General features: G+C 60.3%; 26 protein-coding genes. 4 read left to right on the top strand and 22 right to left on the bottom strand.

Going from position 1 to position 24,997, the window contains the following annotated elements; genetic code table 11:
- Positions 1–3: 3 nt before the first annotated feature.
- Complete coding sequence (locus WBR68_RS22970; protein WP_127184965.1) at positions 4–882, bottom strand: branched-chain amino acid ABC transporter permease; 879 nt, start codon at positions 880–882, stop codon at positions 4–6.
- Positions 882–1,706: an ABC transporter ATP-binding protein gene (locus WBR68_RS22975; RefSeq protein WP_050445301.1), complete on the bottom strand. Its 825-nt coding sequence runs from the start codon at positions 1,704–1,706 to the stop codon at positions 882–884. Before WBR68_RS22975 ends, WBR68_RS22970 begins: the two co-directional genes overlap by 1 nt.
- Positions 1,707–1,972: 266 nt before the next feature.
- Here WBR68_RS22975 and WBR68_RS22980 point away from each other — a divergent pair, with 266 nt between their 5' ends.
- Positions 1,973–2,776 (top strand): enoyl-CoA hydratase/isomerase family protein, encoded by an 804-nt coding sequence (locus tag WBR68_RS22980; RefSeq protein ID WP_230695352.1) that lies wholly within the window; start codon positions 1,973–1,975, stop codon positions 2,774–2,776.
- 12 nt (positions 2,777–2,788) lie between these two features.
- On the opposite strand, the gene WBR68_RS22985 is transcribed toward WBR68_RS22980, so the two are convergent.
- From WBR68_RS22985 to uvrB, 12 genes are all read right to left on the bottom strand, one after another.
- A complete protein-coding gene (locus tag WBR68_RS22985) occupies positions 2,789–3,568 on the bottom strand; it encodes an enoyl-CoA hydratase/isomerase family protein (RefSeq protein ID WP_230695353.1) in 780 nt (259 codons plus the stop codon).
- A 200-nt stretch (positions 3,569–3,768) separates the two neighbouring features.
- Positions 3,769–4,659 carry a methylglyoxal synthase gene (locus tag WBR68_RS22990; protein ID WP_050445298.1) on the bottom strand — a complete coding sequence of 297 codons (891 nt, stop codon included), beginning with the start codon at positions 4,657–4,659 and terminating at the stop codon, positions 3,769–3,771.
- A 130-nt stretch (positions 4,660–4,789) separates the two neighbouring features.
- The gene (gene iscX / locus WBR68_RS22995; RefSeq protein WP_050445297.1) at positions 4,790–4,984 is read right to left on the bottom strand and encodes a Fe-S cluster assembly protein IscX; all 195 of its coding nucleotides are present in this window, start codon (positions 4,982–4,984) and stop codon (positions 4,790–4,792) included.
- Positions 4,984–5,325 (bottom strand): ISC system 2Fe-2S type ferredoxin, encoded by a 342-nt coding sequence (gene fdx / locus WBR68_RS23000; protein ID WP_006225293.1) that lies wholly within the window; start codon positions 5,323–5,325, stop codon positions 4,984–4,986. Before fdx ends, iscX begins: the two co-directional genes overlap by 1 nt.
- A 9-nt stretch (positions 5,326–5,334) precedes the next feature.
- A complete protein-coding gene (hscA, locus tag WBR68_RS23005; RefSeq protein ID WP_230695354.1) occupies positions 5,335–7,197 on the bottom strand; it encodes a Fe-S protein assembly chaperone HscA in 1,863 nt (620 codons plus the stop codon).
- A 75-nt stretch (positions 7,198–7,272) separates the two neighbouring features.
- Positions 7,273–7,785 carry a Fe-S protein assembly co-chaperone HscB gene (gene hscB / locus WBR68_RS23010; RefSeq protein ID WP_127184969.1) on the bottom strand — a complete coding sequence of 171 codons (513 nt, stop codon included), beginning with the start codon at positions 7,783–7,785 and terminating at the stop codon, positions 7,273–7,275.
- Positions 7,786–7,788: 3 nt separating this feature from the next.
- Entirely contained in the window at positions 7,789–8,112 is a 324-nt protein-coding gene (gene iscA, locus WBR68_RS23015; RefSeq protein ID WP_050445294.1) for an iron-sulfur cluster assembly protein IscA, read from the bottom strand.
- Positions 8,113–8,114: 2 nt separating this feature from the next.
- Entirely contained in the window at positions 8,115–8,519 is a 405-nt protein-coding gene (gene iscU, locus WBR68_RS23020; protein WP_006220174.1) for a Fe-S cluster assembly scaffold IscU, read from the bottom strand.
- Positions 8,520–8,552: 33 nt separating this feature from the next.
- Positions 8,553–9,764, bottom strand: a complete 1,212-nt coding sequence (locus WBR68_RS23025) for an IscS subfamily cysteine desulfurase (protein WP_050445293.1) — start codon at positions 9,762–9,764, stop codon at positions 8,553–8,555.
- Positions 9,765–9,785: 21 nt separating this feature from the next.
- Positions 9,786–10,328 (bottom strand): Fe-S cluster assembly transcriptional regulator IscR, encoded by a 543-nt coding sequence (gene iscR / locus WBR68_RS23030; RefSeq protein WP_050445292.1) that lies wholly within the window; start codon positions 10,326–10,328, stop codon positions 9,786–9,788.
- A gap of 192 nt (positions 10,329–10,520) precedes the next feature.
- The gene (locus WBR68_RS23035; RefSeq protein ID WP_006225301.1) at positions 10,521–11,012 is read right to left on the bottom strand and encodes a low molecular weight protein-tyrosine-phosphatase; all 492 of its coding nucleotides are present in this window, start codon (positions 11,010–11,012) and stop codon (positions 10,521–10,523) included.
- Between the two features lie 250 nt (positions 11,013–11,262).
- Positions 11,263–13,392 (bottom strand): excinuclease ABC subunit UvrB, encoded by a 2,130-nt coding sequence (gene uvrB, locus WBR68_RS23040; RefSeq protein WP_230695355.1) that lies wholly within the window; start codon positions 13,390–13,392, stop codon positions 11,263–11,265.
- A 76-nt stretch (positions 13,393–13,468) separates the two neighbouring features.
- On the opposite strand from uvrB, the gene WBR68_RS23045 reads away from it, so the two are divergent.
- Positions 13,469–14,668 carry an amino acid aminotransferase gene (locus WBR68_RS23045; protein ID WP_127184971.1) on the top strand — a complete coding sequence of 400 codons (1,200 nt, stop codon included), beginning with the start codon at positions 13,469–13,471 and terminating at the stop codon, positions 14,666–14,668.
- 155 nt (positions 14,669–14,823) lie between these two features.
- Entirely contained in the window at positions 14,824–15,474 is a 651-nt protein-coding gene (gene lexA, locus WBR68_RS23050; RefSeq protein WP_230695356.1) for a transcriptional repressor LexA, read from the top strand.
- Between the two features lie 117 nt (positions 15,475–15,591).
- On the opposite strand, the gene lon is transcribed toward lexA, so the two are convergent.
- From lon to loiP, 5 genes are all read right to left on the bottom strand, one after another.
- Positions 15,592–18,042: an endopeptidase La gene (lon, locus tag WBR68_RS23055; protein WP_050445289.1), complete on the bottom strand. Its 2,451-nt coding sequence runs from the start codon at positions 18,040–18,042 to the stop codon at positions 15,592–15,594.
- A 206-nt stretch (positions 18,043–18,248) separates the two neighbouring features.
- Positions 18,249–19,547, bottom strand: a complete 1,299-nt coding sequence (clpX, locus tag WBR68_RS23060; RefSeq protein WP_050445288.1) for an ATP-dependent Clp protease ATP-binding subunit ClpX — start codon at positions 19,545–19,547, stop codon at positions 18,249–18,251.
- A gap of 101 nt (positions 19,548–19,648) precedes the next feature.
- Positions 19,649–20,302, bottom strand: coding sequence for an ATP-dependent Clp endopeptidase proteolytic subunit ClpP (gene clpP / locus WBR68_RS23065; protein ID WP_050445287.1), 654 nt, complete (start codon positions 20,300–20,302; stop codon positions 19,649–19,651).
- A 4-nt stretch (positions 20,303–20,306) separates the two neighbouring features.
- The gene (tig, locus tag WBR68_RS23070; protein WP_230695357.1) at positions 20,307–21,617 is read right to left on the bottom strand and encodes a trigger factor; all 1,311 of its coding nucleotides are present in this window, start codon (positions 21,615–21,617) and stop codon (positions 20,307–20,309) included.
- A 164-nt stretch (positions 21,618–21,781) separates the two neighbouring features.
- Positions 21,782–22,537 (bottom strand): metalloprotease LoiP, encoded by a 756-nt coding sequence (gene loiP / locus WBR68_RS23075; protein ID WP_230695358.1) that lies wholly within the window; start codon positions 22,535–22,537, stop codon positions 21,782–21,784.
- Between the two features lie 264 nt (positions 22,538–22,801).
- On the opposite strand from loiP, the gene WBR68_RS23080 reads away from it, so the two are divergent.
- Positions 22,802–23,347 (top strand): TIGR00645 family protein, encoded by a 546-nt coding sequence (locus WBR68_RS23080; protein ID WP_050445284.1) that lies wholly within the window; start codon positions 22,802–22,804, stop codon positions 23,345–23,347.
- A gap of 108 nt (positions 23,348–23,455) precedes the next feature.
- On the opposite strand, the gene WBR68_RS23085 is transcribed toward WBR68_RS23080, so the two are convergent.
- The 3 genes from WBR68_RS23085 to WBR68_RS23095 all read right to left on the bottom strand — a co-directional run bounded on the left by WBR68_RS23085 (position 23,456) and on the right by WBR68_RS23095 (position 24,867).
- On the bottom strand, positions 23,456–23,662 hold the full coding sequence (locus WBR68_RS23085) for a cold-shock protein (RefSeq protein WP_006225311.1): 207 nt from the start codon (positions 23,660–23,662) through the stop codon (positions 23,456–23,458).
- 305 nt (positions 23,663–23,967) lie between these two features.
- Positions 23,968–24,531 carry a DUF924 family protein gene (locus WBR68_RS23090; protein ID WP_050445283.1) on the bottom strand — a complete coding sequence of 188 codons (564 nt, stop codon included), beginning with the start codon at positions 24,529–24,531 and terminating at the stop codon, positions 23,968–23,970.
- Positions 24,532–24,663: 132 nt separating this feature from the next.
- Complete coding sequence (locus tag WBR68_RS23095; protein WP_006220190.1) at positions 24,664–24,867, bottom strand: cold-shock protein; 204 nt, start codon at positions 24,865–24,867, stop codon at positions 24,664–24,666.
- Positions 24,868–24,997 lie beyond the last annotated feature (130 nt).

Here is a 24,997-nt window from a genome sequence, read left to right on the forward strand (position 1 = left end):
GGGTCAAAGCCTCTCGATTTCACGGGTGCCGAACAGGCCATACGGCCTGACCATCAACACCACGACCAGTACGATGAAAGTGGCCAGCAGCTTGAATTCGCCACCCAGGTAGGCGCCCGCCCAAGCCTCCAGCAAACCGATGAACACGCCACCCACCAGCGCGCCCGCCACACTGTCCAGCCCGCCCACGATCACCACCACCAGCACCGACAGGCCAAACACGCCCATCGACGAGGAGATGCCACCGATGGCGCCCACGATCACGCCGGAGACGGCGGCCAATGCGCCGGCAGCGACCCACGCCAGCGAGAACACGCGCGGCACGTTGATGCCCATGGCATAGGCCGCGCCCTGGTCGGATGCCGTCGCCCGCAGCGCCACGCCGCCGCGCCAGTAGCGAAACACCACCAACACCAGCAGCGCCAATACCACCGCCACCCAGAATCCGTAGAACACCTTGGGCGCGACGAAGGCTTCGCCGATGATCACCGGCGAACGCGGCATGAACTCCGGCAGGCGGCGCTGGTCAGCCGTCCAGATCAGTTCCACCGCGCCCACCAGAATCGACGCCAGCCCCACCGTCACCATGAAGACAGAGATTGGGGCCTCGCCCAGCATTGGCCGTATCGTCAAGCGCTCGACCAACGCGCCCAACGCCCCCGACACCACCACCGCGCCGACGATGGCCAGCCATATCGGCCACGCCATGCTGGTTGCGAAGGCATAGAACACGTACGCGCCCAACATCAGGAATTCGCCGATGGCGATGTTCACGACCCGCGTCGCCTTGTAGACGATCACGAAAGCCAAAGCCGCCAGCGCGTACAGGCCGCCGCTGCCCAAACCCGCCAGGCTCACTTCCACAAAGAACAGCGCATCCATCACGCGGCCTCCCGCAGGCGGCGGCGCAGGTCGCCCACATCGCCCGCGCCCAGATAGGCTTTGATGACTTCCGGGTTTGCTTGAACCTGGGCGGGCGTGCCGTCCGCAATCACCTGCCCGAAGTTCAGCACCACGACGTGATCGGACAGGTCCATCACCATGCCCATGTCGTGCTCCACCATCAGCACCGTCACGCCCCATTCAGATCGCGCATCCAGGATGAAGCGCGCCATGTCGTCCGTTTCTTCCCGGTTCATGCCGGCCACGGGCTCGTCCAGCATCAGCACCTTGGGCTGCATCGCCAACGCGCGCGCCAGCTCCACGCGCTTGCGCAAGCCATACGACAAGGCCGCCACCGGAGCATGACGGATATGGTCGATTTCAAGAAAGTCGATGATGCGTTCTTCGATGTCGGCCCGCAGCGCCATCTCTTCGCGGCGAGCCCGGCCAAAGTAGAACAAGGCGTCCAGCACATTGGTGCGCAGGTGCGCGTGCCGCCCCAGCTTGATGTTGTCCAGCACCGTCATGCCGCGAAACAGCGCGATGTTCTGGAAGCTGCGCGCCAGGCCCAACCGGGCGCGCTCGGGCGCCGCTACGCGGGTGATGTCCCGGCCTTCAAATCGGATGTGGCCCGTGGCCGGTTTGTAGAAGCCGGAAATGGTGTTGAACAGCGAGGTCTTGCCCGCGCCGTTCGGGCCGATCACCGTGGTGATCGTGCCGGGCGCCACGCTAAGCCCCACGCCGGTCAGCGCCTTGACGCCGCCAAACGCCAAGGTAACCCCATCCACCTCCAGTAAAGGAGCGTGCTTGGACTGATCCACCATTTGTCTCCTCGCTGATTGATCGCGAAGTTTTTTTGCCGCCTTGGGCGGACATTTTTTAAACGATGAATCGGCAACCCGCGAGGCAGGAGATGCAACGAACCTGTCTTTACCTACGCCAATCCAGCGCTGGAAAATCGTTCTATGCGGTAGCACTATGCGTTACGCTAGGTCTGCTTAAAACAAAACCAAGCAAGCGCTCGGTTCAGACCATAGCATCGCGGTTTTTGGATCGACAGTTGGTACTTACCCGATAACGGAGACAAGCCATGACCCAGGAACTTCCGGCGTTTCAGACGCTGCTGTTGACTGCCGATGACGCCATCGTCACGCTGACGCTGAACCGCGCTGACACCCTCAACGCCATCGATGTTGCCATGGCGCGCGACCTGCAACGCGCCGCGCAGTGGATCGAAACGCAGCCCGCTATCCGCGTCGTGCGCCTGTGCGCGGCGGGCAAGGCATTCTGCGCGGGTGGCGACATCAGCATGTTTACGGGCGAGCCCGCGCAGGTCCGCGCCACGCTGCAGGATCTATTCACGCCGCTTAACGATTTCGTGGCGCGCATCGTCCGCATGAACAAGCTATGGCTGGCGCAGGTGCACGGCGTCGCAGCGGGCGCGGGCTTGTCCCTGGTGCTGGCATGCGACCTGGCCATTGCCGAAGACGACACCCGCTTCATGACGGCATATCTGAAGCTGGGCGCCACGCCCGACGCAGGCATGACGCACGGCCTGGCCCGCGTGCTGGGCCCCAAGCGCGCCTTGGACCTGCTGCTGCGTCACGATGCCTTCACCGCGCGCGACGCGCTGGCCTGGGGCATCATCACCCGCAGCGCACCGGCTGGCGAATTTTCCCAGGCCGCGGAACACTATGCCGAGGATTTGGCGCGCCACGCGCCCCACGGCATCGCGGGCGCGAAAGACCTGCTGCGCTCAGCCGAGCATGCCTCGCTGGAAACGCAGCTGGCTAACGAAACGGGGCGCTTTTTGGACTCGGCCACGCGCGTGGACTTCGCCGAAGGGGTGCAGGCGTTCCGCGAAAAGCGCGCGCCGGTGTTCAAGGGGCAATAACGCAACCGCGAGCTACCCCTGCGGATCGCTCCAGACTGGCGCTCGCTTGTTCACAAAGGCCGCCAGGCCTTCGGCCGCGTCGGGTGTGGCCGCGGCGTTGCAGAATACCTCGACCGCTGTGGCAAGTTTGCGGCGGTAGTCGTTGTCGTTGGCGAACACAAAGGCGCGTCGCCCCATCGCCAGCACCTGCGGCGGCTTGCTCGCCAAGGACTGCGCCAGCAGCCGCGCGCGTTCCAACAGTTGTCCTTCCTCTTCAACGCGCGCGACCAAGCCCAAATCGCGCGCCTCTTGCGCACTGAATGTCCTGCCGGTGAAGAGCAGGTCGAACGCGCGGTGCTTGCCCACGATGGCAGGCAGATGCGCGTAGTGGATCGCCGGCAACACGCCAACATCGATCTCTGGATAGCCGAAAGACGCGGTGTCCGCGGCCACGATCATGTCGCTGGAAATGGCGACCGTCATCCCGCCGCCCCGCACCGCACCAGCCACGACTGAAATCGATGGTTTGGTCAGGTTGAACTGCGCATCGTAAAGCTTGATGTACAGCCGGGTCAGCAGCGCATGAACTTGAACCGGCGAACTGGCCAGCAGCGTCTTCATGTCCAGCCCGGCGCAGAACCGGCCGGGCAAGTCGCTGGCCAACAGCACCGCGCGCACTTGCGTATCGGCATTGGCGCGTTCAAGCGCGGCGATCAGCGCGTCCAGCATGTCCACGTCCAACGCATTGACTGGCGCGTGGCACAGATGAATTTCCGCGACCCGGTCGCGGACGTCGTAGCGTAGATAGGTCAAGAGGGTTCTCCTGCTTCAGCTTGCAACACTGGCCGGATGTCCACGTGACAATCATCGAATGCAGACCGAGCACCAATCGGGCTTCACCAGATCGGACCAAGCGCGCTGGCCAAACTGCTGCTGTCGCTGGCGGCAACCGCCGTAGCCGATCGGGTTGACCGGATCATCATCAATGGCCGCTCGCTCGCGTAATCAGCGTTTTAGATCAGCCCCATGCGCTTTTCCACCGCCTGCGCCCAGCGCCGCGCCACGGTGGGCGACGTCGCGCAGGTTGCCGATTCCGTCACCACGCGCACGGCGCGCTCCAGCAATTGGATGTCGGCCTCGTGTTGGCGTGCAACATGCGGGTCTTCGAAGAAGATCACACGCTGGCATTGATGTTCAAGCACCAGCTCGGCGATCTGGGCATCACCGCCCAGCGGTCCGCTCAGGTAGCGATGCACCCAGGGCTTATCTTTCGGCCACCCACGCGACCAGGCCAGGTCATTCAGCCGCCCGCCCGTGGTACCCGTCGCGACGCGGCGCGCAAACTGCGACAGCACATCGAAATGCTCGCTTGCGAACGCCACCATCTCGTCCTTGAGCGCATCGTGGGCAATCATGGCCAAGGTCTGACCAGAAAAATTGAACAAGCGCGATACGGACGCATCCGGCGCCAGTCCCGCGTGCAGGCGTTCGACTTCCATCCATTCGATGGCGCCCGCCAAGGTCGAAATGAAAGGACGGCCGTGGGTGATGCACTGCCGCTTCAACGCCAGCGCCTCCGGAAAAATCGACGACGGATCCACGGGGTCGATCAGATAGATTGCGCCGTCAAAAGGAGCCTGCCCATCGCGCCCTTCGGTCACGCGGGCTACCAGCTTCATCAGCCCGCCTTCGCGTCCGTAGGGATAGCGAACCAGGCCGCTATAGCCTTGCAGCATGCCTTCACGCACGATGGCGTCATGCGTGCGGCCAACGGTGTGCAACTGCACGCCGAGCTCGCGTATCGTGGACGAACACGCGCGTAGCCAGGTGAACAGGGCGGCGTCGGGGGTTTCGTGGTGCAGACGGTTGGCGGCCAGGCCAAAGCGCAGTTGGGCAGCGGGCATCAGTAGACTCGAACAGGTAGGATGGTCACAACGTGCGGACCCTTGATGATACCGTGGCCGCCCTTGGCGCGGCATGACGGCCGCGCAAACAAAAACGCTCCCTGTCGGGAGCGTTTTTCGCGTCGGCGGGTCAGTCCGCTTCGTCTATCCAGGCCATCTGGATAGCCTCAAGGATTTTCTCGCCACAGTGGGCGGGGTCGTCGTTGAATTCAGGCAATGCCATGACCCATTCGCGCAACTGCGTAAAGCGCAGCGTCTTGGGGTCAACGTCGGGGTGCGCGTCGACCAGGGCGGTGGCTATGTCGTAGGTATCGGTCCACTTCATCAATGGCCCTCTTTGGCGTGGTTGATGGTGTACTTCGGAATTTCTACCGTCAGGTCTGTGTCGGTCACCAGCGCCTGGCACGACAGGCGCGACGTGGGCGTCAGGCCCCAGGCCTTGTCCAGCAGGTCTTCTTCGTCGTCCGTCGCGTCTTCCAGCGCGGAATAGCCTTGCTTGATGACCACGTGACAGGTCGTGCACGCACACGACAATTCGCAGGCGTGCTCGATGTCGATGTGGTTATCCAGCAATACGCGACAGATCGACACGCCCTTGGGCGCGTCTTCAATCACGGCACCTTCGGGGCAGTAGTCGGGATGAGGCAATACAGTCAGTTTCGGCATATCGTGTTTTCAAGCAATCTCATCAAGTTTGCGGCCTGCCAACGCGGCGCGAATGCTGCGATCCATGCGGCGCGCGGCAAAGTCGTCGGTTGCAGCCGACAAGGCCTGCACCGCGGCTTTTACCGTGTCCACATCGTCCGCGGCCTGCGCGTCGATGGCGGCTTGCAGACATTCGTCAACGCGCTTGCGTTCATCGGCGTCAAGCAAATCGCCGTCCACTGCCAGCGCGGCCTGCACCGATTCCACCAGTTGGCGAGCGTCCACCTGCTGTTCGCGCAGCATGCGCGCGCGGGCATCCGTATCCGCCTGCGCGACACTGTCGGCCAGCATTTGCGCAATTTCGTCGTCGCTCAGCCCGTAGGACGGCTTGACAGAGACCGCGGCCTCGACACCCGTGCTTTGCTCACGAGCGGTCACACTGAGCAGCCCGTCGGCATCAACCTGGAACGTCACGCGGATGCGCGCTGCGCCAGCCACCATGGGAGGAATGCCGCGCAGTTCAAATCGCGCCAGCGAACGGGAATCCGCCACCAGGTCGCGTTCGCCCTGCACTACATGAATGCTCATGGCCGTCTGGCCGTCCTTGAACGTGGTGAACTCTTGTGCGCGTGCCACGGGGATGGTGCTGTTGCGAGGAATCACGCGCTCAACCAGCCCGCCCATGGTTTCCAGGCCCAACGACAGCGGAATCACGTCCAGCAGCAGCCAGTCTTCGCCCGGCGCGCGGTTGCCCGCCAGCAAATTCGCCTGCAACGCGGCGCCCAGCGCCACCACTTGATCGGGATCCAGATCGGTCAGCGGCTCGGTACCAAACACCTTGCCCACCGCGGCGCGCACCACGGGCATGCGCGTTGCGCCGCCCACCATCACCACGCCGCGCACGTCAGTTGGCTTCAGCGACGCATCGCGCAAGGCACGGCGCGCGCAATCCAGGGTGCGTTCAATCAGCGGCTGCGCCAACGCTTCGAACTCATCGCGCGTCAATACCAGGTCAACCTCACGCCCGTCAGACAGCGGCAGCTTCAGCGAGGCGCTATCGGCGGTCGACAGGGCTTCGCGCGCGGTGCGCGCGGCCATCAACAGGCCACGGCGGTCGGCGGGTGAAAATTCACCAGCGGCCAGCTTGGCCACCGCGTGGTCGGCGATCAAGGCATCGAAGTCATCACCGCCCAGCGCCGTATCGCCGCCAGTCGAAATCACTTCGAAAACGCCTTGCGTCAGACGCAAAATGGAAATGTCGAACGTGCCGCCGCCCAGGTCGTATACGGCATAGACGCCTTCCGAGGCATGATCCAGGCCATAGGCAATGGCCGCGGCGGTCGGCTCATTCAGCAGGCGCAGCACGTTCAGGCCAGCCAAGCGGGCAGCATCGCGCGTCGCCTGGCGTTGTGCGTCGTCAAAATAAGCGGGCACGGTAATCACCGCGCCCACCAGATCGTCGCCCAATACGTCTTCGGCGCGCTGGCGCAACACCGCCAGAATCTGCGCCGACACCTCAACAGGGCTCAGGTCACCCTGCACCGTGCGAATACGCACCATGCCGGGTGCATCCACAAATTCGTAAGGCGCCCGCGTGGCGCGCGCCTCTTCCAACGAGCGGCCCATGAATCGCTTCACGGACACCACGGTGTTCAAGGGGTCTTCAGCCTGCTGCGCCAGCGGCTCGCGGCCGGTCGTGACTTTGCCACCAGGAAAATAACGCACCGCCGACGGCAGCAAGGCATGGCCTTGCGCGTCTGGCAGCACTTCAGCCACGCTGCTGCGCACAGCGGCAACGAGGGAATTGGTAGTGCCCAGATCAATGCCCACCGCCAGCTTGCGCTGGTGCGGCGCGGGCGACTCACCGGGCTCGGATATCTGCAATAAGGCCATGATTGTGTTCTTCTGGTCAGTGAGCAGCGGCGTGCTGGCACCCGCTACGGCGGGAGCCCCGCAACACAGGGTTCGCTATCCGGCGGGCTGGGCGTCTGCCAGCTCTTGCGCCAGCTTTTCCACGAACATCCATTCCCGCACTTTCAGGCCTGCGGCCGCGTAATCGCGCTCGTCGTCGAGCAGGCGTTTCAGCGTGGCGCGCATCGAAACTCGCGCCTCTTCCAGCTCAGTGCGCAACGCCGCCAAGGCATCAGCATCGTCGCGCGCGTCATCCAGCATCTCGCGCCACGTCATCTGCTGCATCAGGAAAGCCGTGTCCATGGACGTGTTGCTCTCGGTCTGCAAATCCACGCCTGCCTGTTCGCACAGATAGCGCGCCCGCAGCAAGGGATCTCGCAACACGCGGTAAGCCTCGTTGGCGCGCGCCGCCCACTGCATGGCGACGCGACGTTCCGCGGCACTGGCTGTGGCGTAGCGATCAGGATGCACCTGCGCGGCAACAGCGCGCCACGAGGTTTCCAAGGCTTGCGCGTCCAGATCGAAACGGGCGGGCAAGCCGAACAGCGTGAAATGGTCGTCTACAGCCAAGACTTACACCGTGAACGACTCGCCGCAGCCGCAGGTCGCCTTCTCGTTGGGGTTACGGAACTTGAAACCTTCGTTCAGGCCTTCGCGGGCGTAATCCAGCTCGGTGCCATCCAGGTAAGCCAGGCTCTTCGGGTCAATGAAGACCTTTACGCCAAAGCTCTCGAACACGACGTCTTCCGGCGCCGAGTCGTCCACGTATTCCAACTTGTAGGCCATGCCGGAGCAGCCCGTCGTCCTAACGCCGAGCCGCAAGCCAATACCCTTTCCGCGCTTTTGCAAGTAGCGGCCGATGTGATTGGCTGCCTGTTGGGTCAGGGTGACGGACATGATCAGCCTGCCACCGCTTCAGCCGGCGCCGAGTGCTTTTCTTTGTAGTTCTGCACCGCGGCCTTGATTGCGTCTTCGGCCAGGATGGAACAGTGCACTTTCACCGGCGGCAAGGCCAGCTCTTCGGCAATCTGCGTGTTGCGGATGTTCATGGCTTGGTCCAACGTCTTGCCCTTGACCCACTCGGTCACGAGCGAGCTGGACGCGATGGCCGAGCCGCAGCCGTAGGTCTTGAAGCGCGCGTCTTCGATCACGCCGGCCTCATTCACCTTGATCTGCAGCTTCATGACGTCGCCACAGGCGGGCGCGCCGACCATGCCGGTGCCCACCGACTCGTCCGACTTGTCGAACGAACCAACGTTGCGCGGGTTTTCGTAGTGATCCAGAACTTTGGTGCTGTAAGACATGTTATTTCTCCACGAATTTCTTGGCGCGGGCGCTTAGTGCGCGGCCCACTGCACGGTGTTCAAGTCAATGCCTTCCTTGGCCATTTCCCACAGCGGCGACATATCGCGCAGCTTGCCAACGCGGCTCTTGAGCAATTCAATCGCGTAATCCACTTCCTTTTCGGTCGTGAAGCGGCCCAGCGTGAAACGGATGGAACTGTGCGCCAACTCGTCATTTCGGCCCAGTGCGCGCAGCACGTACGAAGGCTCCAAGCTGGCCGACGTGCAAGCCGAACCGCTGGACACGGCCAGTTCCTTGATCGCCATGATCAGGGACTCGCCTTCGACGTAGTTGAAGCTGACGTTCAGGTTGTGCGGTACCCGCTGGTCCATGTCGCCGTTCAAATAGACCTCTTCGATCTGCGAGAGGCCGTTCCAGAGACGGTCACGCAACATGCGGACTCGCTCGTTCTCGGTACCCATTTCTTCGCGAGCCAGGCGGAACGCCTCGCCCATGCCCACGATCTGATGCGTGGCCAGCGTGCCAGAACGGAAACCACGTTCGTGACCACCGCCGTGCATTTGCGCTTCGATGCGGATACGCGGCTTGCGGCGCACGTACAACGCGCCGATACCCTTGGGACCGTAGGTCTTGTGCGCCGAAAACGACATCAAATCGACTTTCAGCTTTTGCAGATCGATTTCCACCTTGCCGGTCGCCTGAGCAGCGTCCACATGGAAAATGATGCCCTTCTCGCGGCAGATCTCGCCCAGCGTTTCGATATCCTGGACGACGCCGATCTCGTTGTTCACCATCATGACCGATACCAGCACCGTGTCGGGGCGCAGTGCCGCCTTGAAGGTGTCCAGATCAATCAGCCCGTCGTCCTTTACGTTCAAGTAAGTGACTTCGAAGCCTTGGCGCTCCAATTCACGACAGGTATCAAGCACGGCTTTGTGCTCGGTCTTGACGGTGATGATGTGCTTGCCGCGTTCCGCGTAGAAATTCGCGGCGCCTTTAATGGCCAGGTTGTCGGATTCCGTTGCACCGGAAGTCCATACGATTTCGCGCGGGTCGGCGTTCACCAGCTTGGCGACTTCTTCGCGGGCGCGCTCAACCGCTTCTTCGGAATCCCAACCATAAGCGTGGCTGCGCGACGCCGGATTGCCGAAGTTTTCGTAAAGCCAGGGCACCATCTTGTCCACGACGCGCGGATCAACAGGTGTGGTGGCCGAATAATCAAAATAAATCGGGCGGGTGGTCATATCTACAACTCCTGATGCTGCTTATACGGTGGCATTGGCCGCTACGGCCGTGGTCGGGGAATTGGCGGCGGCATTGGCGCCCCCCACCCGATTGACACGCACCGCGCAGGCCTGCGCTTGATTGCTGGCTTCCTGCAATTGGCGCACGCGCTGCTGATCGACCAGATCTTGCAGGGACACCGAATCCAGGTAATCGACCATCTTGCGATTCAGCGTGGCCCAAAGCTCATGCGTCATGCACTTGCCCGGCTTGCCGTCATTGCCGCTCGTACAGTCCCGTTTACCGCCACAACTGGTGGCGTCCAGCGGCTCATCGACCGCGAAGATGATGTCTGCAACGGTCACGTTGCGCGCAAGGCGCGCAAGCGAATACCCGCCGCCCGGGCCACGCACGCTGTCCACGAGCTCGTGACGACGCAGTTTCCCGAATAGCTGTTCCAGATAGGAAAGCGAAATGTTCTGACGCTGGCTGATGGCCGCAAGAGTGACCGGGCCGCTATGCTGGCGCATGGCGAGATCGATCATGGCAGTCACGGCGAAACGCCCTTTGGTAGTTAGCCGCATGGTGGGTTCCCTGTGATTCGGCAATGGCCGCCAGCGAATCCAGCGGTCAATACCCGAGTAATTGGGTCAAGTATAGCCTATTCCCGACTAATTTGGTATGGCTCCAGGCCAGAAAAAACCGCGCGGTTGCGCGGTTTTTTCACTGCCAAGTACCTCAAGAGCCGCACTGCTGGCGGTTCTATGTAAAAGCGATCAGGCCGCTTGGTACTGGGTAGCGCGCTTGCGGACCAATTCCAGGACCCCCTGGCAGGCGTCTTCCAAATAATCGAGCACCTTGCCAAAGCCATCAGCGCCGCCGTAGTAGGGATCCGGCACAGTGGCCTCCTCGAACTCATTGGCGAAACGCATCAGCAACATCAGTTTGTGCTGATAGGTTTTGGGGCACTGTTGCTGCATGGCGGACAGGTTGTCCCAATCCATGGCGAGGATAAGATCAAAGTCGCGGAAATCTTCCGCAGTGACTTGACGCGCCTCACAGTGCGTAATCTCGTAGCCACGCTTACGCGCCGCAGCCTGCGCCCGGGCATCAGGCGCCTCGCCAATGTGAAACGCGTGCGTGCCCGCGGAGTCGATGCGAACCACATCGCCCAAACCCGCGTCGTTCACCAAATGGCGAAACACGCCCTCTGCGCTCGGCGAGCGACAGATATTGCCCATGCAAACGAAAAGTACCTTGGTCATCATGGGAGTAAGTGTGCGGGAAAACCCGAGATAAGGCAAGCTTTTTTTGCAAATGGACAATTGGGTACCAGCGTGCATTAAATTTAAATTTACCCAATTAAATCAGCGCATTACAGTCAAATTCAAATGCTGAGACTCATAAGAGAAAGGCGCTGACCCAGTGCGTAGCGAAACTGACGCCACTACACCATCAGGTCTCATGATTTTCAGCTTTATGTAAGCATGGTTGAATGCATGGACAGAGACCAAATGGTCACACAGCCCCGTCCAGAAGTACCCGCTGCTTCAAGGCGGTGAGCGCGTCGCGGGCAGCGGCTGCCTGCTCGAATTCCAGATTCCGAGCGTGGTCCATCATCAGCTTTTCAAGGCGTTTGAGTTCGCGAGCCAATGCCTTTTCATCCTTCAAGAACTCGGCCGGAACCGCAGCTTCCAAAGCGTCATGCTGCACCGGCGCGACGATGCCATCAATCAGTTCTCGCACTGCCTTGCGTACGCCGCGCGCCGTGATGCCATTGTCAATATTGAATTGCAACTGCTTGGCGCGTCGACGGCTGGTTTCCTCCATGGCGCGCTGCATGGAATCCGTAATACGGTCTGCATACAGAATTGCATGACCATTCAGGTTGCGGGCGGCCCGGCCGATGGTTTGAATCAGGCTGCGCTCCGACCTCAGGAACCCTTCCTTGTCTGCATCCAAGATCGCCACCAGCGAAACCTCGGGAATATCCAGGCCCTCACGCAACAGGTTGATCCCAACCAACACGTCGAACGTCCCGAGCCGCAAATCGCGAAGGATCTCCACGCGTTCGACCGTGTCGATGTCGGAGTGTAGATAACGGACCTTGACACCATGCTCGCTCAGGAAGTCAGTCAGATCTTCGGCCATGCGTTTGGTAAGCGTTGTCACCAGGACACGCTCGCCTAGCGATACCCGAACCTTGATCTGGCCTAGCAAATCGTCCACCTGCGTGCGGGCTGGCAACACTTCCACCAACGGATCGACCAGGCCGGTGGGTCGCACAACCTGCTCGACCACATTGTCGGCATGCTCTTTTTCGTATGCCGCGGGAGTTGCAGACACGAACACGCACTGGCGCATCCGCACCTCGAATTCCTCGAGTTTGAGCGGCCGATTGTCCAGCGCGGACGGTAGCCGGAACCCATACTGCACCAGCGTTTCCTTGCGCGATCTGTCCCCACGGTACATGCCGCTGAGTTGCCCGATGGTCACGTGACTTTCATCAATGAACATCAAGGCATCGGAAGGCAGGTAATCAATCAGCGTGGGCGGCGGCTCCCCGGCAGCCGCCCCCGACAAATGGCGGGAGTAGTTTTCAATGCCTTTGCAGAAACCCAATTCCTGCAGCATTTCCAGGTCGAACCGAGTCCGCTGTTCCAGCCGCTGCGCCTCGACCAGGTGGCCATCGTCGACAAACCGCTTTACCCGTTCACGTAGCTCTTCCTTGATGGTTTCAATCGCACGCAACACCGTATCGCGGGGGGTGACATAGTGCGAACCGGGATAGACAGTGAAACGGGGCAACTTCTGACGAATGCGACCGGTCAGCGGGTCAAAAAGCTCCAGGCTTTCGATCTCGTCATCAAATAGGGTCAGGCGCAGGGCCAACTCGGCACTTTCTGCGGGAAAAATATCGATGGATTCGCCCCGCACCCGAAATACGCCACGGGTGAACTCAGCGTCGTTGCGCGTATATTGCATCGCCACCAGGCGCGCGAGGATTTCCCGCCGCGAGATCTGGTCCCCGCTGCGCAGAATCAGCACCATGGCGTGGTAGTCGCCCGGGTTGCCGATACCGTAGATGCACGATACCGTACCCACGATGATCGTATCGCGCCGTTCGAGCAGGCTCTTGGTGGCCGACAGCCGCATTTGCTCGATGTGTTCATTGATGGACGAGTCCTTCTCAATGAACAGATCGCGCGTGGGCACATAAGCCTCGGGCTGGTAGTAGTCGTAGTAGGAAACGAAGTACTCGACCGCGTTTTTTGGGAAAAACTCGCGCATTTCCGCGTACAACTGCGCCGCGAGCGTCTTATTGGGTGCCAGCACCAACGCGGGACGCCCCAAGCGGGCGATCACGTTGGCCATGGTGTAGGTTTTGCCCGAACCCGTAACGCCCAAAAGCGTCTGGAACATCAGGCCGTCTTCTATCCCTTGCTGCAGGCCCTCAATGGCGGCGGGCTGATCGCCCGCTGGGGGATAGGGCTGGAACAGTTGATAGGGGCTGCCTGGATACTCGACAAAGCGGGGTTCGACGCTGGTTCCAGGCACGGCCTCAGACGCTGCCGGCACCACAGAATCCGTAGCGGGATTCTGAGCCAGATCTCCCGCGCCGCTTGGGTCTATTGGGCTGTTTGGCATGCTAGACTGTTCCAGGGTAAACCCCCCATTATCCACAGCACCTCGTACTGCGTCCACCCATCCTCATCAGAAGCCCATGAGCAACCTTTTCGATTCCGTCGAACTCGCGCCGCGCGACCCCATTCTTGGTCTGAACGAACAATTCAACGCGGATACGCGCCCGGGTAAAGTCAACCTGGGCGTGGGCGTGTACTACGACGATCAGGGACGGATCCCCCTGTTGGGCGCCGTTCGCAAGGCCGAAACCGCCCGCATTGAAGCCGCCGCCGCTCGCGGCTATCTGCCTATTGAAGGCATCGCCGGCTACAACCAGGGTGCGCAAGCGCTGCTGTTGGGCAAAGACTCCTCGCTGGCCGCGGCCGGGCGCGTCCTGACGACCCAAGCACTGGGCGGCACCGGCGCACTGAAGATCGGCGCTGATTTTCTGCGCCAACTGCTGCCCACCTCCAAGGTGCTGATCAGCAATCCCAGCTGGGAAAACCACCGCGCGCTGTTCGAGCGAGCCGGCTTTGAAGTTGGCACGTACTCGTACTACGACGCCACCACCCGCGGCCTGAATTTCGAAGCCATGCTGGCCGATCTGAAGGCAGCCCCGGCGCAGACCGTCGTTGTGCTGCACGCATGCTGCCACAACCCCACCGGCGTGGACCCCACGACCGAACAGTGGAAGCAAATCGCTGCGGTAGTAAAAGAAAACAACCTGGTTCCGTTCCTCGACATCGCCTATCAGGGCTTTGGCGAAGGTCTGACCGAAGACGCGGCCGTCGTGCGCATGTTCGCCGATCTGGACATGACCATGTTCATCAGTTCGTCGTTCTCGAAGTCGTTCTCGCTGTACGGCGAGCGCGTCGGCGCCCTGACGGTCGTCGCTGGCAGCAAGGACGAAGCCGTTCGCGTACTGAGCCAACTCAAGCGCGTCATTCGCACCAACTACTCCAACCCGCCCACGCACGGTGGCACGGTGGTGTCGACGGTTCTGAACACCCCTGAGCTCTTCGCCATGTGGGAAGAAGAACTCGCCGGCATGCGCGACCGCATCCGCCTGATGCGCAAGCAGTTGGTCGAGAAAATCAAGGAACACGGCGGCAAGCAGGACTTCAGCTTTGTTCTGGAACAGCGTGGCATGTTCTCGTATTCGGGCCTGACCTCGGCGCAAGTCGACCGTCTGCGCGAAGAACATGGCGTTTACGCCGTGTCCAGCGGGCGCATCTGCGTTGCCGCACTGAATAGCGGCAACATTGACAAGGTCGCTGCCGGCATCGCTGCTGTGCTGTAACTTCGCCCGCCAGCGGGTTCTTGCGAGCCTGCCTGACAAAACGGAGCCTTCGGGTTCCGTTTTGCATTCCGCCAGGCACCAGCTTGCTTTTTTGCGCTGCGTCCCCCAGAATGGCGCTGTATATATGTACAGTCCGCTCGCACCGGATCATCGCCATGGCCAGCAAACTTACAGATCGCCAGCAACAAATTCTGGACCTTATCCGGCAAACCGTCACGCGTACGGGGTTCCCACCGACGCGCGCCGAAATTGCCCAAGCCTTGGGTTTCCGTTCACCCAATGCCGCGGAAGACCACCTCAAAGCACTTGCCCGCAAGGGCGCCATCGAACTCACCGCTGGCGCTTCGCGTGGCATACGCCTGAAGGATGGTGGGTCATCGCCTGCACAAACGTCTTCACCCCTGCCCTCACTGTCGCAATTGCTGCTGCCACTGGTGGGGCGCGTAGCGGCAGGCAGCCCTATTCTTGCGGCAGAGCATGTGGAACGTGAAGTTGGCGTTGACCCTCACCTGTTCGCGCAAACGCCCGATTATCTGCTGAAGGTGCGCGGCATGAGCATGCGCGACGCCGGGATCCTTGAAGGCGACTTACTCGCCGTTAAGAAAGCGTCCGAAGCCCGCAACGGCCAGATCGTGGTGGCGCGTATTGGCGATGAAGTCACGGTCAAGCGCCTGCAGCGCATTAACGGTCATATCGAGCTTCTGCCTGAAAATCCAGACTTTCAAACCATCGTGGTCGAAGCCGACCAGGAATTTGCACTGGAAGGGATTGCGGTCGGCTTGATTCGTACGCACGCATTGCATTAAGCAAGCGCCACGCATTCGTCTGCGCAATAAAAAAACCCCGCCACGTTCAGAACGTGACGGGGTTTTTATTTGGCCGCCCTCTTCTACCTCTAAGGACGGCCAAACCCAAGCAAGCAATCAGTGCTTAAGGACAGGGTCAGTTGAACCCGGTTCCGCCGGTTTGGCCACCAGCGGCTCCTTCACGGCCTCTTCCTCTGACAACGGCTCAGGCAGACGCTCCAAGGCCAGCTCCAGCACCTTGTCGATCCAGCGGACCGGGACGATCTCAAGGTGGTTTTTGACGTTGTCCGGGATCTCCGCCAAGTCCTTGACGTTTTCCTCCGGAATCAAGACCGTCTTGATGCCGCCGCGATGGGCCGCAAGCAACTTTTCCTTCAAGCCGCCGATCGGCAACACCTCACCGCGCAGCGTGATCTCACCGGTCATGGCGACATCGGCGCGCACGGGAATGCGCGACAACGCCGAAACCATGGCCGTGGTGATCGCGATACCCGCGGACGGGCCGTCCTTCGGCGTCGCGCCTTCCGGCACGTGCACGTGCATATCGTGCTTTTCGAAGACGCTGTCGGCAAAGCCCAGACGACGCGCCCGTGAACGCACCACCGTGCGAGCAGCCTCAACGGATTCCTTCATCACGTCGCCGAGCGAGCCCGTGCGCTGGATGACACCCTTACCGGGCATGTCCGCTACCTCGATGGTCAGCAAGTCGCCGCCCACTTCCGTCCAGGCAAGTCCGGTCACCTGGCCGATCTGGTTTTCCTTCTCGGCCATACCGAACGTATAGCGGCGCACACCCAGATAGTCACTCAGGTTGTCGCCCGTGACATTGACCGACTTGACCTCAAGGGATTTGCCTTCAGCCTTGGCGCGATCATTCTGGGTCAGCAATTGCTTGATGACCTTGCGGCAGATCTTGCCCACTTCGCGTTCAAGCGCCCGCACACCGGCTTCCCGGGTGTAGTAGCGCACGATGTCGCGCAATGCGCTGTCGTCGACGGTCAGCTCGCTGTCTTTCACGCCGTTGTTTTGCATCAGCTTGGGCAGCAGATGGTCGCGGGCGATATGGATCTTTTCCTCTTCCGTATAACCGGACAGCCGGATCACTTCCATACGGTCCAACAGAGCCGGCGGGATATTCAGCGTGTTGCTGGTGGCCACGAACATGACGTCGGACAGGTCGAAGTCGACTTCGATGTAGTGGTCCTGGAACGTGTGGTTCTGTTCCGGATCCAGCACTTCGAGCAGGGCCGACGAGGGATCGCCACGGAAATCCATGCCCAGCTTGTCGATTTCATCAAGCAGGAACAGAGGATTGCGCACGCCGACCTTCGACATGTTCTGAACGATCTTGCCCGGCATCGAGCCGATGTACGTGCGACGGTGGCCACGGATCTCGGCCTCGTCGCGCACACCGCCCAGCGCCATGCGCACGAACTTGCGATTCGTGGCCTTCGCGATGGACTGCCCCAGCGAGGTCTTGCCCACACCAGGAGGGCCAACCAGGCACAGGATCGGCGCCTTCACCTTGTCTACGCGCTGTTGCACGGCAAGATATTCAAGAATGCGTTCCTTGACCTTTTCCAGACCGTAATGGTCGTTGTCCAGCACCGTCTCGGCGTTGGAGATCGAATTGTTGATCTTGCTCTTCTTCCTCCAGGGGAGGTTGATAAGCGTATCGATGTAGTTGCGCACCACCGTGGCTTCGGCAGACATCGGCGACATGAGCTTGAGCTTCTTGAGCTCGGCATCGGCCTTTTTGCGTGCCTCTTTAGGCATGTGGGCAGCGATGATCTTCTTTTCAAGCTCTTCGATGTCCGCGCCTTCTTCGCCCTCGCCCAACTCTTTCTGAATGGCCTTGACCTGCTCATTCAGGTAGTAGTCGCGCTGGCTCTTTTCCATCTGCTTCTTCACACGGCCACGAATCCGCTTTTCGACCTGAAGAATGTCGATTTCGGTTTCGAGCTGGGTAAGCAGACCTTCAAGGCGCTCGGACGTGCCAACGATCTCGAGCATCTTTTGCTTTTGCTCGAGCTTCAACGGAAGATGCGCGGCGATCGTGTCAGCCAGGCGGCCCGCATCATCGATGCCAGCCAACGAGGTCAGGATCTCCGGGGGGATCTTCTTGTTGAGCTTTACGTACTGTTCGAACTGGGCGACGATCGCGCGGCGCAGGGCCTCGGTCTCGGAGCCTTGCATGGCGTCCGGTTCGATAGGCGTCACCTGGCAGGTGAAATGCGAATCGGCATCCTCGATGCTGCTGATGCGGGCACGCTGGGTGCCTTCGACCAGCACCTTTACGGTGCCGTCAGGCAGCTTGAGCATCTGCAGGATGCCTGCAACGCAGCCGATCTCGTAGACGTCTTCAGGGGTGGGGTCATCCTTGCCGGCGGACTTTTGGGCCACGAGCATGATGCTTTTGCCCGCTTCCATCGCAACCTCGAGCGCGCGGATAGAGCGCGGACGGCCGACGAACAGCGGGATGACCATGTGCGGAAACACCACGACATCACGAAGTGGGAGCAGGGGCAGGTCGATCGGGTCGGAAGGCAGGGTCTGGCTGGCAGACATAGGAGGTTCCTCGGTATGACTCGGCGTATCGGGGACAGGGTGCTCGGGGTGTCCCCGAGCTATCCACGTCAGTTACGTCTGTTATGGGAACAATAGCCGAAAATTCAAGATCCCGGCTGCCGGATAGTCTAAAGGCCAAAAAAAATGCCCCGAAGGGCAGTCCTACGGCAAAAAAACCCGTTACAAGAACGGGCTTTTTTGAAATATTAGGCAGCGGCGTCGCGGACTTCGCCGCGTTCGGGCTTGTCCTTTTCACCGGCCTCGTCAGCGTAGATCAGCAAGGGCTTGCCCTCGCCTTCGATCGCGTTTTCGTCCACGACCACTCGCTTCACGTTGCCCTGCGAAGGCAGCTCGTACATGGTGTCCAGCAGCGTTTGTTCAATGATCGAACGCAAACCACGAGCCCCCGTCTTGCGCTTCAGCGCCTTGCGAGCGATGGCTTTCAATGCTGCCGGGCGCAGGTCAAGTTCTGCGCCTTCCATGGCGAACAGCTTCTGGAACTGCTTGAGCAATGCGTTCTTAGGTTCGGTCAGGATTTGAACCAAAGCCGCTTCGTCCAGCTCGTCCAGCGTGGCGACCACGGGCAGACGACCGACCAGCTCCGGAATCAAGCCGAACTTGATCAGATCTTCGGGTTCGACTTCCGAGAACAATTCGCCCACGCCACGTTCAGACTTGGCCCGCACCGACGCCGAGAAGCCGATACCGGACTTTTCGGTACGGTCGCGGATGACCTTTTCCAATCCGTCGAAGGCGCCGCCCACGATGAACAGGATATTGGTCGTATCGACTTGGACAAAGTCCTGGTTGGGATGCTTGCGGCCACCCTGCGGGGGCACCGAAGCGACCGTACCTTCGATCAGCTTCAACAAAGCCTGCTGCACGCCCTCGCCCGACACATCGCGGGTAATGGACGGGTTGTCAGACTTGCGGGAAATTTTGTCGATTTCGTCGATGTAGATGATGGCGCGCTGCGCCTTCTCGACTTCGTAGTTGCAGTTCTGCAGCAACTTCTGAATGATGTTCTCGACGTCTTCACCGACATAGCCGGCTTCGGTCAGCGTCGTGGCGTCAGCCATGACGAAAGGCACATTCAGCATGCGCGCCAGCGTCTGCGCCAAAAGCGTCTTGCCGGAGCCCGTGGGGCCGATCAGCATGATGTTGCTCTTGGAGAGTTCGACTTCGTCACCCTTGATCTCGCCGTGACGAATGCGCTTGTAATGGTTGTAGACCGCCACGGCCAGCATACGCTTGGGCGAGTTTTGCCCAATGACGTACTGGTCGAGGAAAGTCTTGATTTCGGCCGGAGTGGGCAGTTCGGAACGAATCGCCGCGCGCGCGGTAGCCTGCGCTTCTTCGCGGATGATGTCGTTGCACAGATCTATGCACTCATCGCAGATGAATACCGACGGACCCGCGATCAGCTTGCGGACTTCATGCTGGCTTTTATTGCAAAACGAGCAATGCAGCACTTTTGCGTCTGCCGATCCCTTTTTTTCAGGCATATTTGTTTCGTATCTCAGGTAAAGATGCGCCGGACCGGTAAGAAGTCCAGCGCATGCGCTTACTCAAACTTGATGGCAGCGGGTTCAGATCAACCGGGAAGTCAGCCTTCCGAACGGGAGTTCATTACCTTGTCCACCAATCCATACGATACCGCATCTTCGGCGGACATGAAGTTGTCACGTTCCGTGTCCAGGCCAATGCGTTCCATCGACTGGCCGGTGTTGTCGGCCAGAATTCGGTTAAGACGTTCGCGCAGGTCCAGGATCTCGCGAGCCTGGATCTGAATGTCGGACGCCTGCCCCTGGGCGCCGCCGGACGGCTGGTGGATCATGATCCGCGAATTGGGCAACGTGAAACGCTTGCCCTTTTTGCCCGCCGCCAGCAGGAACGCGCCCATGCTGGCCGCGAGGCCCGTGCACAGGGTGGAAACGTCCGGCTTGATGAACTGCATGGTGTCGAAAATGGCCATTCCCGCATACACCGACCCGCCGGGCGAGTTGATGTAAAGGGAAATGTCCTTGTCAGGATTCTCCGATTCCAGGAACAGCAACTGCGCCACAACCAAGTTGGCCGTTGCGTCATTGACCGGACCCACCAGGAAAATGAGCCGTTCGCGGAGCAGACGCGAATAGATGTCGTAGGCGCGCTCGCCGCGCCCCGACTGCTCGATAACCATGGGAATGTAGCCCAGGCCGGTGGGGGTCACCGAAGACCCGCCATTCATTGCCGCATAGAAATCGGTGAATCTCTGCATAGTGTTACGCCATCCCCATCAACTGATCGAAAGGCACCTTTTCGTCGGTGACCTTGGCCTTTTCCAGAACGTGCGCGACAACGTTGTCTTCAAGCACGATAGCCTCGATTTCAGCACGACGCTGGCGGTCTGCCAGGTAATAGCTGACAACCTGAGCGGGTTGTTCGTAGTTTTCCGCGAATTCTTCGATGCGCGCACGAACTTGCTCGGGCTTGGCTTGCAGTTGAGCTTGCTTGACCAGTTCCGACACCAAGAGGCCCAGGCGGACACGGCGTTCGGATTCAGTCGAGAAGGCTTCTGGCGGGATCGGCACGGACTCGGCGTTGGGGATGCCACGCTGCTTGAGCTCTTCACGGGCAGCGGCGACACGGCCTTGCACGTCGTTGTCGACCAGTGCCTTCGGCACGTCGAACTTGCCGGCTTCGACCAGGGCGTCCATGACGCTGGACTTGGTACGGCCAGCCGAACGAACCTTGACTTCGCGCTCGATGTTGCTGCGGATGTCGGCCTTCAGCTTTTCGACGTCGCCTTCGGCTTGGCCGAGCGACTGGGCGAATTCGCTGTTCAGTTCGGGCAGGACGCCTTCAGCCACTTCCTTGACGGTGATGGTGAATTCGGCGGTCTTGCCGGCAACTTCCACGCCTTGGTAGTCGTCCGGGAACTTCAGTTCGAAGACCTTGGTTTCGCCAGCCTTCAGGCCGCGGGCGGCTTCTTCGAATTCCGGCAGCATGCGGCCTTGGCCGAGCACGAACGGGAAGTCTTCGGCCTTGCCACCTTCGAACGGCACGCCGTCGATGGTGCCGGCGAAGTCCAGCGTGACGCGGTCGCCGTCTTGCGAGGCGCGACCTTCACGAGCTTCGAACGTGGCGCGCTGCTTACGCAGGACGTCCAGGGTTTGTTGAACTTCGGCGTCGGTGACGGCGGTTTCGTAACGGGTGACGGCCAGGGCCGACAGATCCGGGACGACGACTTCAGGGTACACCTCGAACGTGGCGGTAAACGCCAGCGTGTCATCGGTGACGCCTTCAGTCTTGGGTTCCAGGTTCGGGGCACCAGCGACGCGCAGCTTCGCGCCGTCGATGGCTTGTTCGAACGCACGGCCAACTTGGCTGTTGATCACGTCGTAGCGAATGCTGGGGCCATGGCTACGCTCGAGCATGGCGAGCGGAGCTTTACCCGGGCGGAAGCCGGGGACCTTGGCGGTTCGAGCCACGCGCTTCAATTGCGCCTGGACTTCCTTTTCGACGTCGGCCACCGAGACGGCCAGATCAACACGGCGCTCCAGGCCGGAGAGGGTTTCAACCACAGGCTGCATTAAAAGACCTATTTTCCGAGAGATGAGATTACGGGCGGATAAACGTGCCATTTTACCGGAAACTTCCGGAACCCTGACGCAAAGGGGCGCGAGCCCCGGATTTGCCCGGATACTCGCGCCCCGTTTTCCGCCCAAAAAGGGAGAGCAAACGTCGCTTCGACGCCTTATTTGGCCTTGGCGATGCGGTCTTCGATGTGTTGAGCGCGCTTGGCCGAGGACGGGTGCGAGCTCATCATATCGCTCTTGCCGCCATCCAGCTCGGCAAGCTTCTGGAATGCCGTCACCAAGCCGCGGGTATTGAGCTTCTTGGCCTGCAACTGGTCGAACGAATAGTCGTCCGCCGCGCTTTCCTGAGATTGCGAGAACTGCGCGTTGATGAACTTCTCGGTCAGATCACCCAGTTGCGACGCGTTCAGGGCGGCAACCGTGGCGCCCCCCGCAGCGCCTGCCGCATCGCGCGCGGCCGACACCGTATAGGCGGTCTGCATGGCCTTCTTGCTATGGCCCAAGGCAACGTGACCGATCTCATGGCCCAACACGCCCATCACTTCGTCGTCCGTCATCATGTCCATCAGGCCGCTATAGACGCGGATGCAACCGTTGGCCATGGCCCAGGCATTGACGTCCTTGGTGATGTAGACCTTGTAGCTGGCTTTCTGGCCATTAACACTGCCACCCAACGCCTTCGCGATCTTCTGCAGGCGCGCGTCGTACTTGCTGCCCGGCGCGGCGATCTTCTCCTGTGCATCGCTTTGCGCGCAAGCCTTGTCAGACAGCGTCTTGATTTCAGCATCGCTCAGCGTGGCAGCTTGTACGACCTTGCTGCCGGCGCCCACCAGGCCGCCGATGTCGAAGGCGTGCGATACGGAAAAAGGGGCAAGCGCAACGGCCAACGCGGCAACGGTGTAGCGGATCTTCATGGGAACAAACTCCTATTGGCTAACTCTATGCGAGCAAGGCGGCAATTCTATATACGCCGAAAGCTCTCCAAGCGTTTCGCCACAGAGTTTCGCAAATGCCAGTTTCGCTTACATAAAAGTCGGGCAAACGCGGCCCGGACGTGCTAACAGCGTCGATAAGCGCAACGGCAAACTGTCATAAAAATCTGCTGCCGGCGTTACGCTGGGGTTGTTAGAATTGCCGCCGCACTTTTATTGCACACCAACATACGGCTCGCACCCAACATGATTGAAAATCCCCCTCCCCGCTTAGGCATGCTGCCCAATCTGATCTTCAGTTCCCGCTGGCTGCAACTGCCGCTGTACCTGGGCCTGATCGTTGCGCAAGGCGTCTACGTCATGCTCTTTCTGAAAGAGCTTTGGCACCTTGTGACGCATGCCAGTAGCTTTGGCGAAATGGAGATCATGCTGTTGGTGCTGGGACTGATCGATGTGGTCATGATCTCGAATCTGCTTGTCATGGTGATCGTGGGGGGATACGAGACGTTCGTGTCGCGCCTGCGCCTTCAGAATCATCCGGACCAGCCGGAATGGCTGAGCCATGTCAACGCCAGTGTGCTCAAGGTGAAACTGGCGATGGCAATCATCGGCATTTCGTCGATCCACCTTTTGCGCACCTTTATCGAGGCCGGCACGATCGGCACGCCGAACGCGCGGTTCACCGAAGCGGGCGTGATGTGGCAAACCATCATTCACGCACTGTTCATTTTGTCCGCGCTGGGCATCGCGCTGGTGGACAAACTGTCGACTTCGCCCACCCATAAGCACTAGAGTCGTGGCGGCGGCGTCAGCTGCAAAAAAAAGCCTCCGCACATTGCGTGTGGAGGCTTTTTTCATGGGTCGAACACCGGGTGCGCCCGGCACGCCACCCCAAAAATGTCAGGCTGCGACCTTGATGTTCTTGGCGCTTGGGCCCTTGGGACCGGTGCCGACCTCAAAGGTGACGCGCTGGTTTTCCTGCAGCGACTTATAGCCTTCGCTGCGGATTTCGGAGTAATGAGCGAAAAGGTCTTTGCTGCCGTCGTCGGGCATGATGAAGCCGTAACCCTTTTCGGCGTTGAACCACTTAACGATGCCGGTTGCCATGGAGTGTCCTTGAACCTAAAAGAAGCGATTGCTCGCGGGGCGCCAGATCATCAAGGATGGGAGAGGAAGCAACCGCAGCACCACTGACGGCGACAAGTTGACGCAGACCGCGTCGCTTGAGAATCTCGCTGAACTCAGTGTATTGGTGAACCCTGAAAAACGTCAAACACGCGGATGGTCGAATCGCGATGGCTTGCGGGCCGCAACCGGCCGCACGAAATTGACGAATATTTTCACCTTGGCAGGAATGGATACACGTCGACACCCGATGAGCGGGCAGTCACGCCCCAGCACCGTGGTTGGCGTCAACCGGCGAAGCCGCCCTCGGCAAGGAAATCTTGTTCAGCTTGGGTCGTCTGCCTGCCCAGCGCGGCGTTGCGATGCGGGAAACGACCAAAGCGCTTGATGATGTCGCGATGCAGAACTGCCCAACGCAGCGTATCCGCATCCAGGGGTTCCATCAGAGCCACGCCACGATTTTGCATTGCCAGACTTTCCGAATGCTCAAACGGCATATAAAAGAACTGCCGCAAAGGCCTCGCCACCGCCAAATCGTGGCCCGCGGCGATTGCGCGCTCCGCGAAGTACTGCGCTAAAGGATCGGTGGCAAACATATGCGCCGTGCCGCGAAAGGCGTTGCGGGGAAACTGATCCAGCAAGATCATCAAGGCGAGCGCGCCGTCAGCATCTTCCTGCCAGGCATCCAACTGCCGAGAAGCGGCTGCCCAATGCGCGGCTTCGAAGCGCCGGCGAAATTCGGCATCAAACGCATCGCTCTTGGCGTACCACTGCTGGGGGCCCGCATCGGTCCAGAAAGCAACCACATCCTGCGGCTGCTGCGTAAGGGGCTTGGGCGTGGGAGATGTCATGGGAAACGATCCTGGAGGGCCTACGGTGCGGCGCTGGCCACACGGCCGCGGGCTTGCTGCGTGAACTTGAAAGCATAGCGCGCAAAAATAAAAAAAGCCCCCGAAGGGGCTTTTTTGCGAAAAATCAGACCTTTACAGGACCTGAATCTTCGTGGCTTGCGGGCCCTTGGGGCCATTGGCCGTCACAAAGCTGACGCGCTGGTTCTCTTCCAGAGACTTGAAGCCAGAACCCTGGATTTCGGAGAAGTGAGCGAACAGATCCTTACCACCCGCTTCCGGGGTGATGAAGCCATAGCCTTTTTCCGAATTGAACCACTTAACGACGCCGGTTTCCATACTGTATTTCCTAGAGATAATGGGCAAATGCCCGGAGGTCACGAATCAATCAAGGAGGGGACAGTAGAACAATAACGCTGAGCCGGAAAAGGCACGGCACTGAACGAAAATCGCAACGCTTGTGATCGTG

The sequence above is a fragment of the Achromobacter sp. JD-1 genome (assembly GCF_038594925.1).
Taxonomy (GTDB): Bacteria; Pseudomonadota; Gammaproteobacteria; order Burkholderiales; family Burkholderiaceae_B; genus Achromobacter; species Achromobacter spanius_C.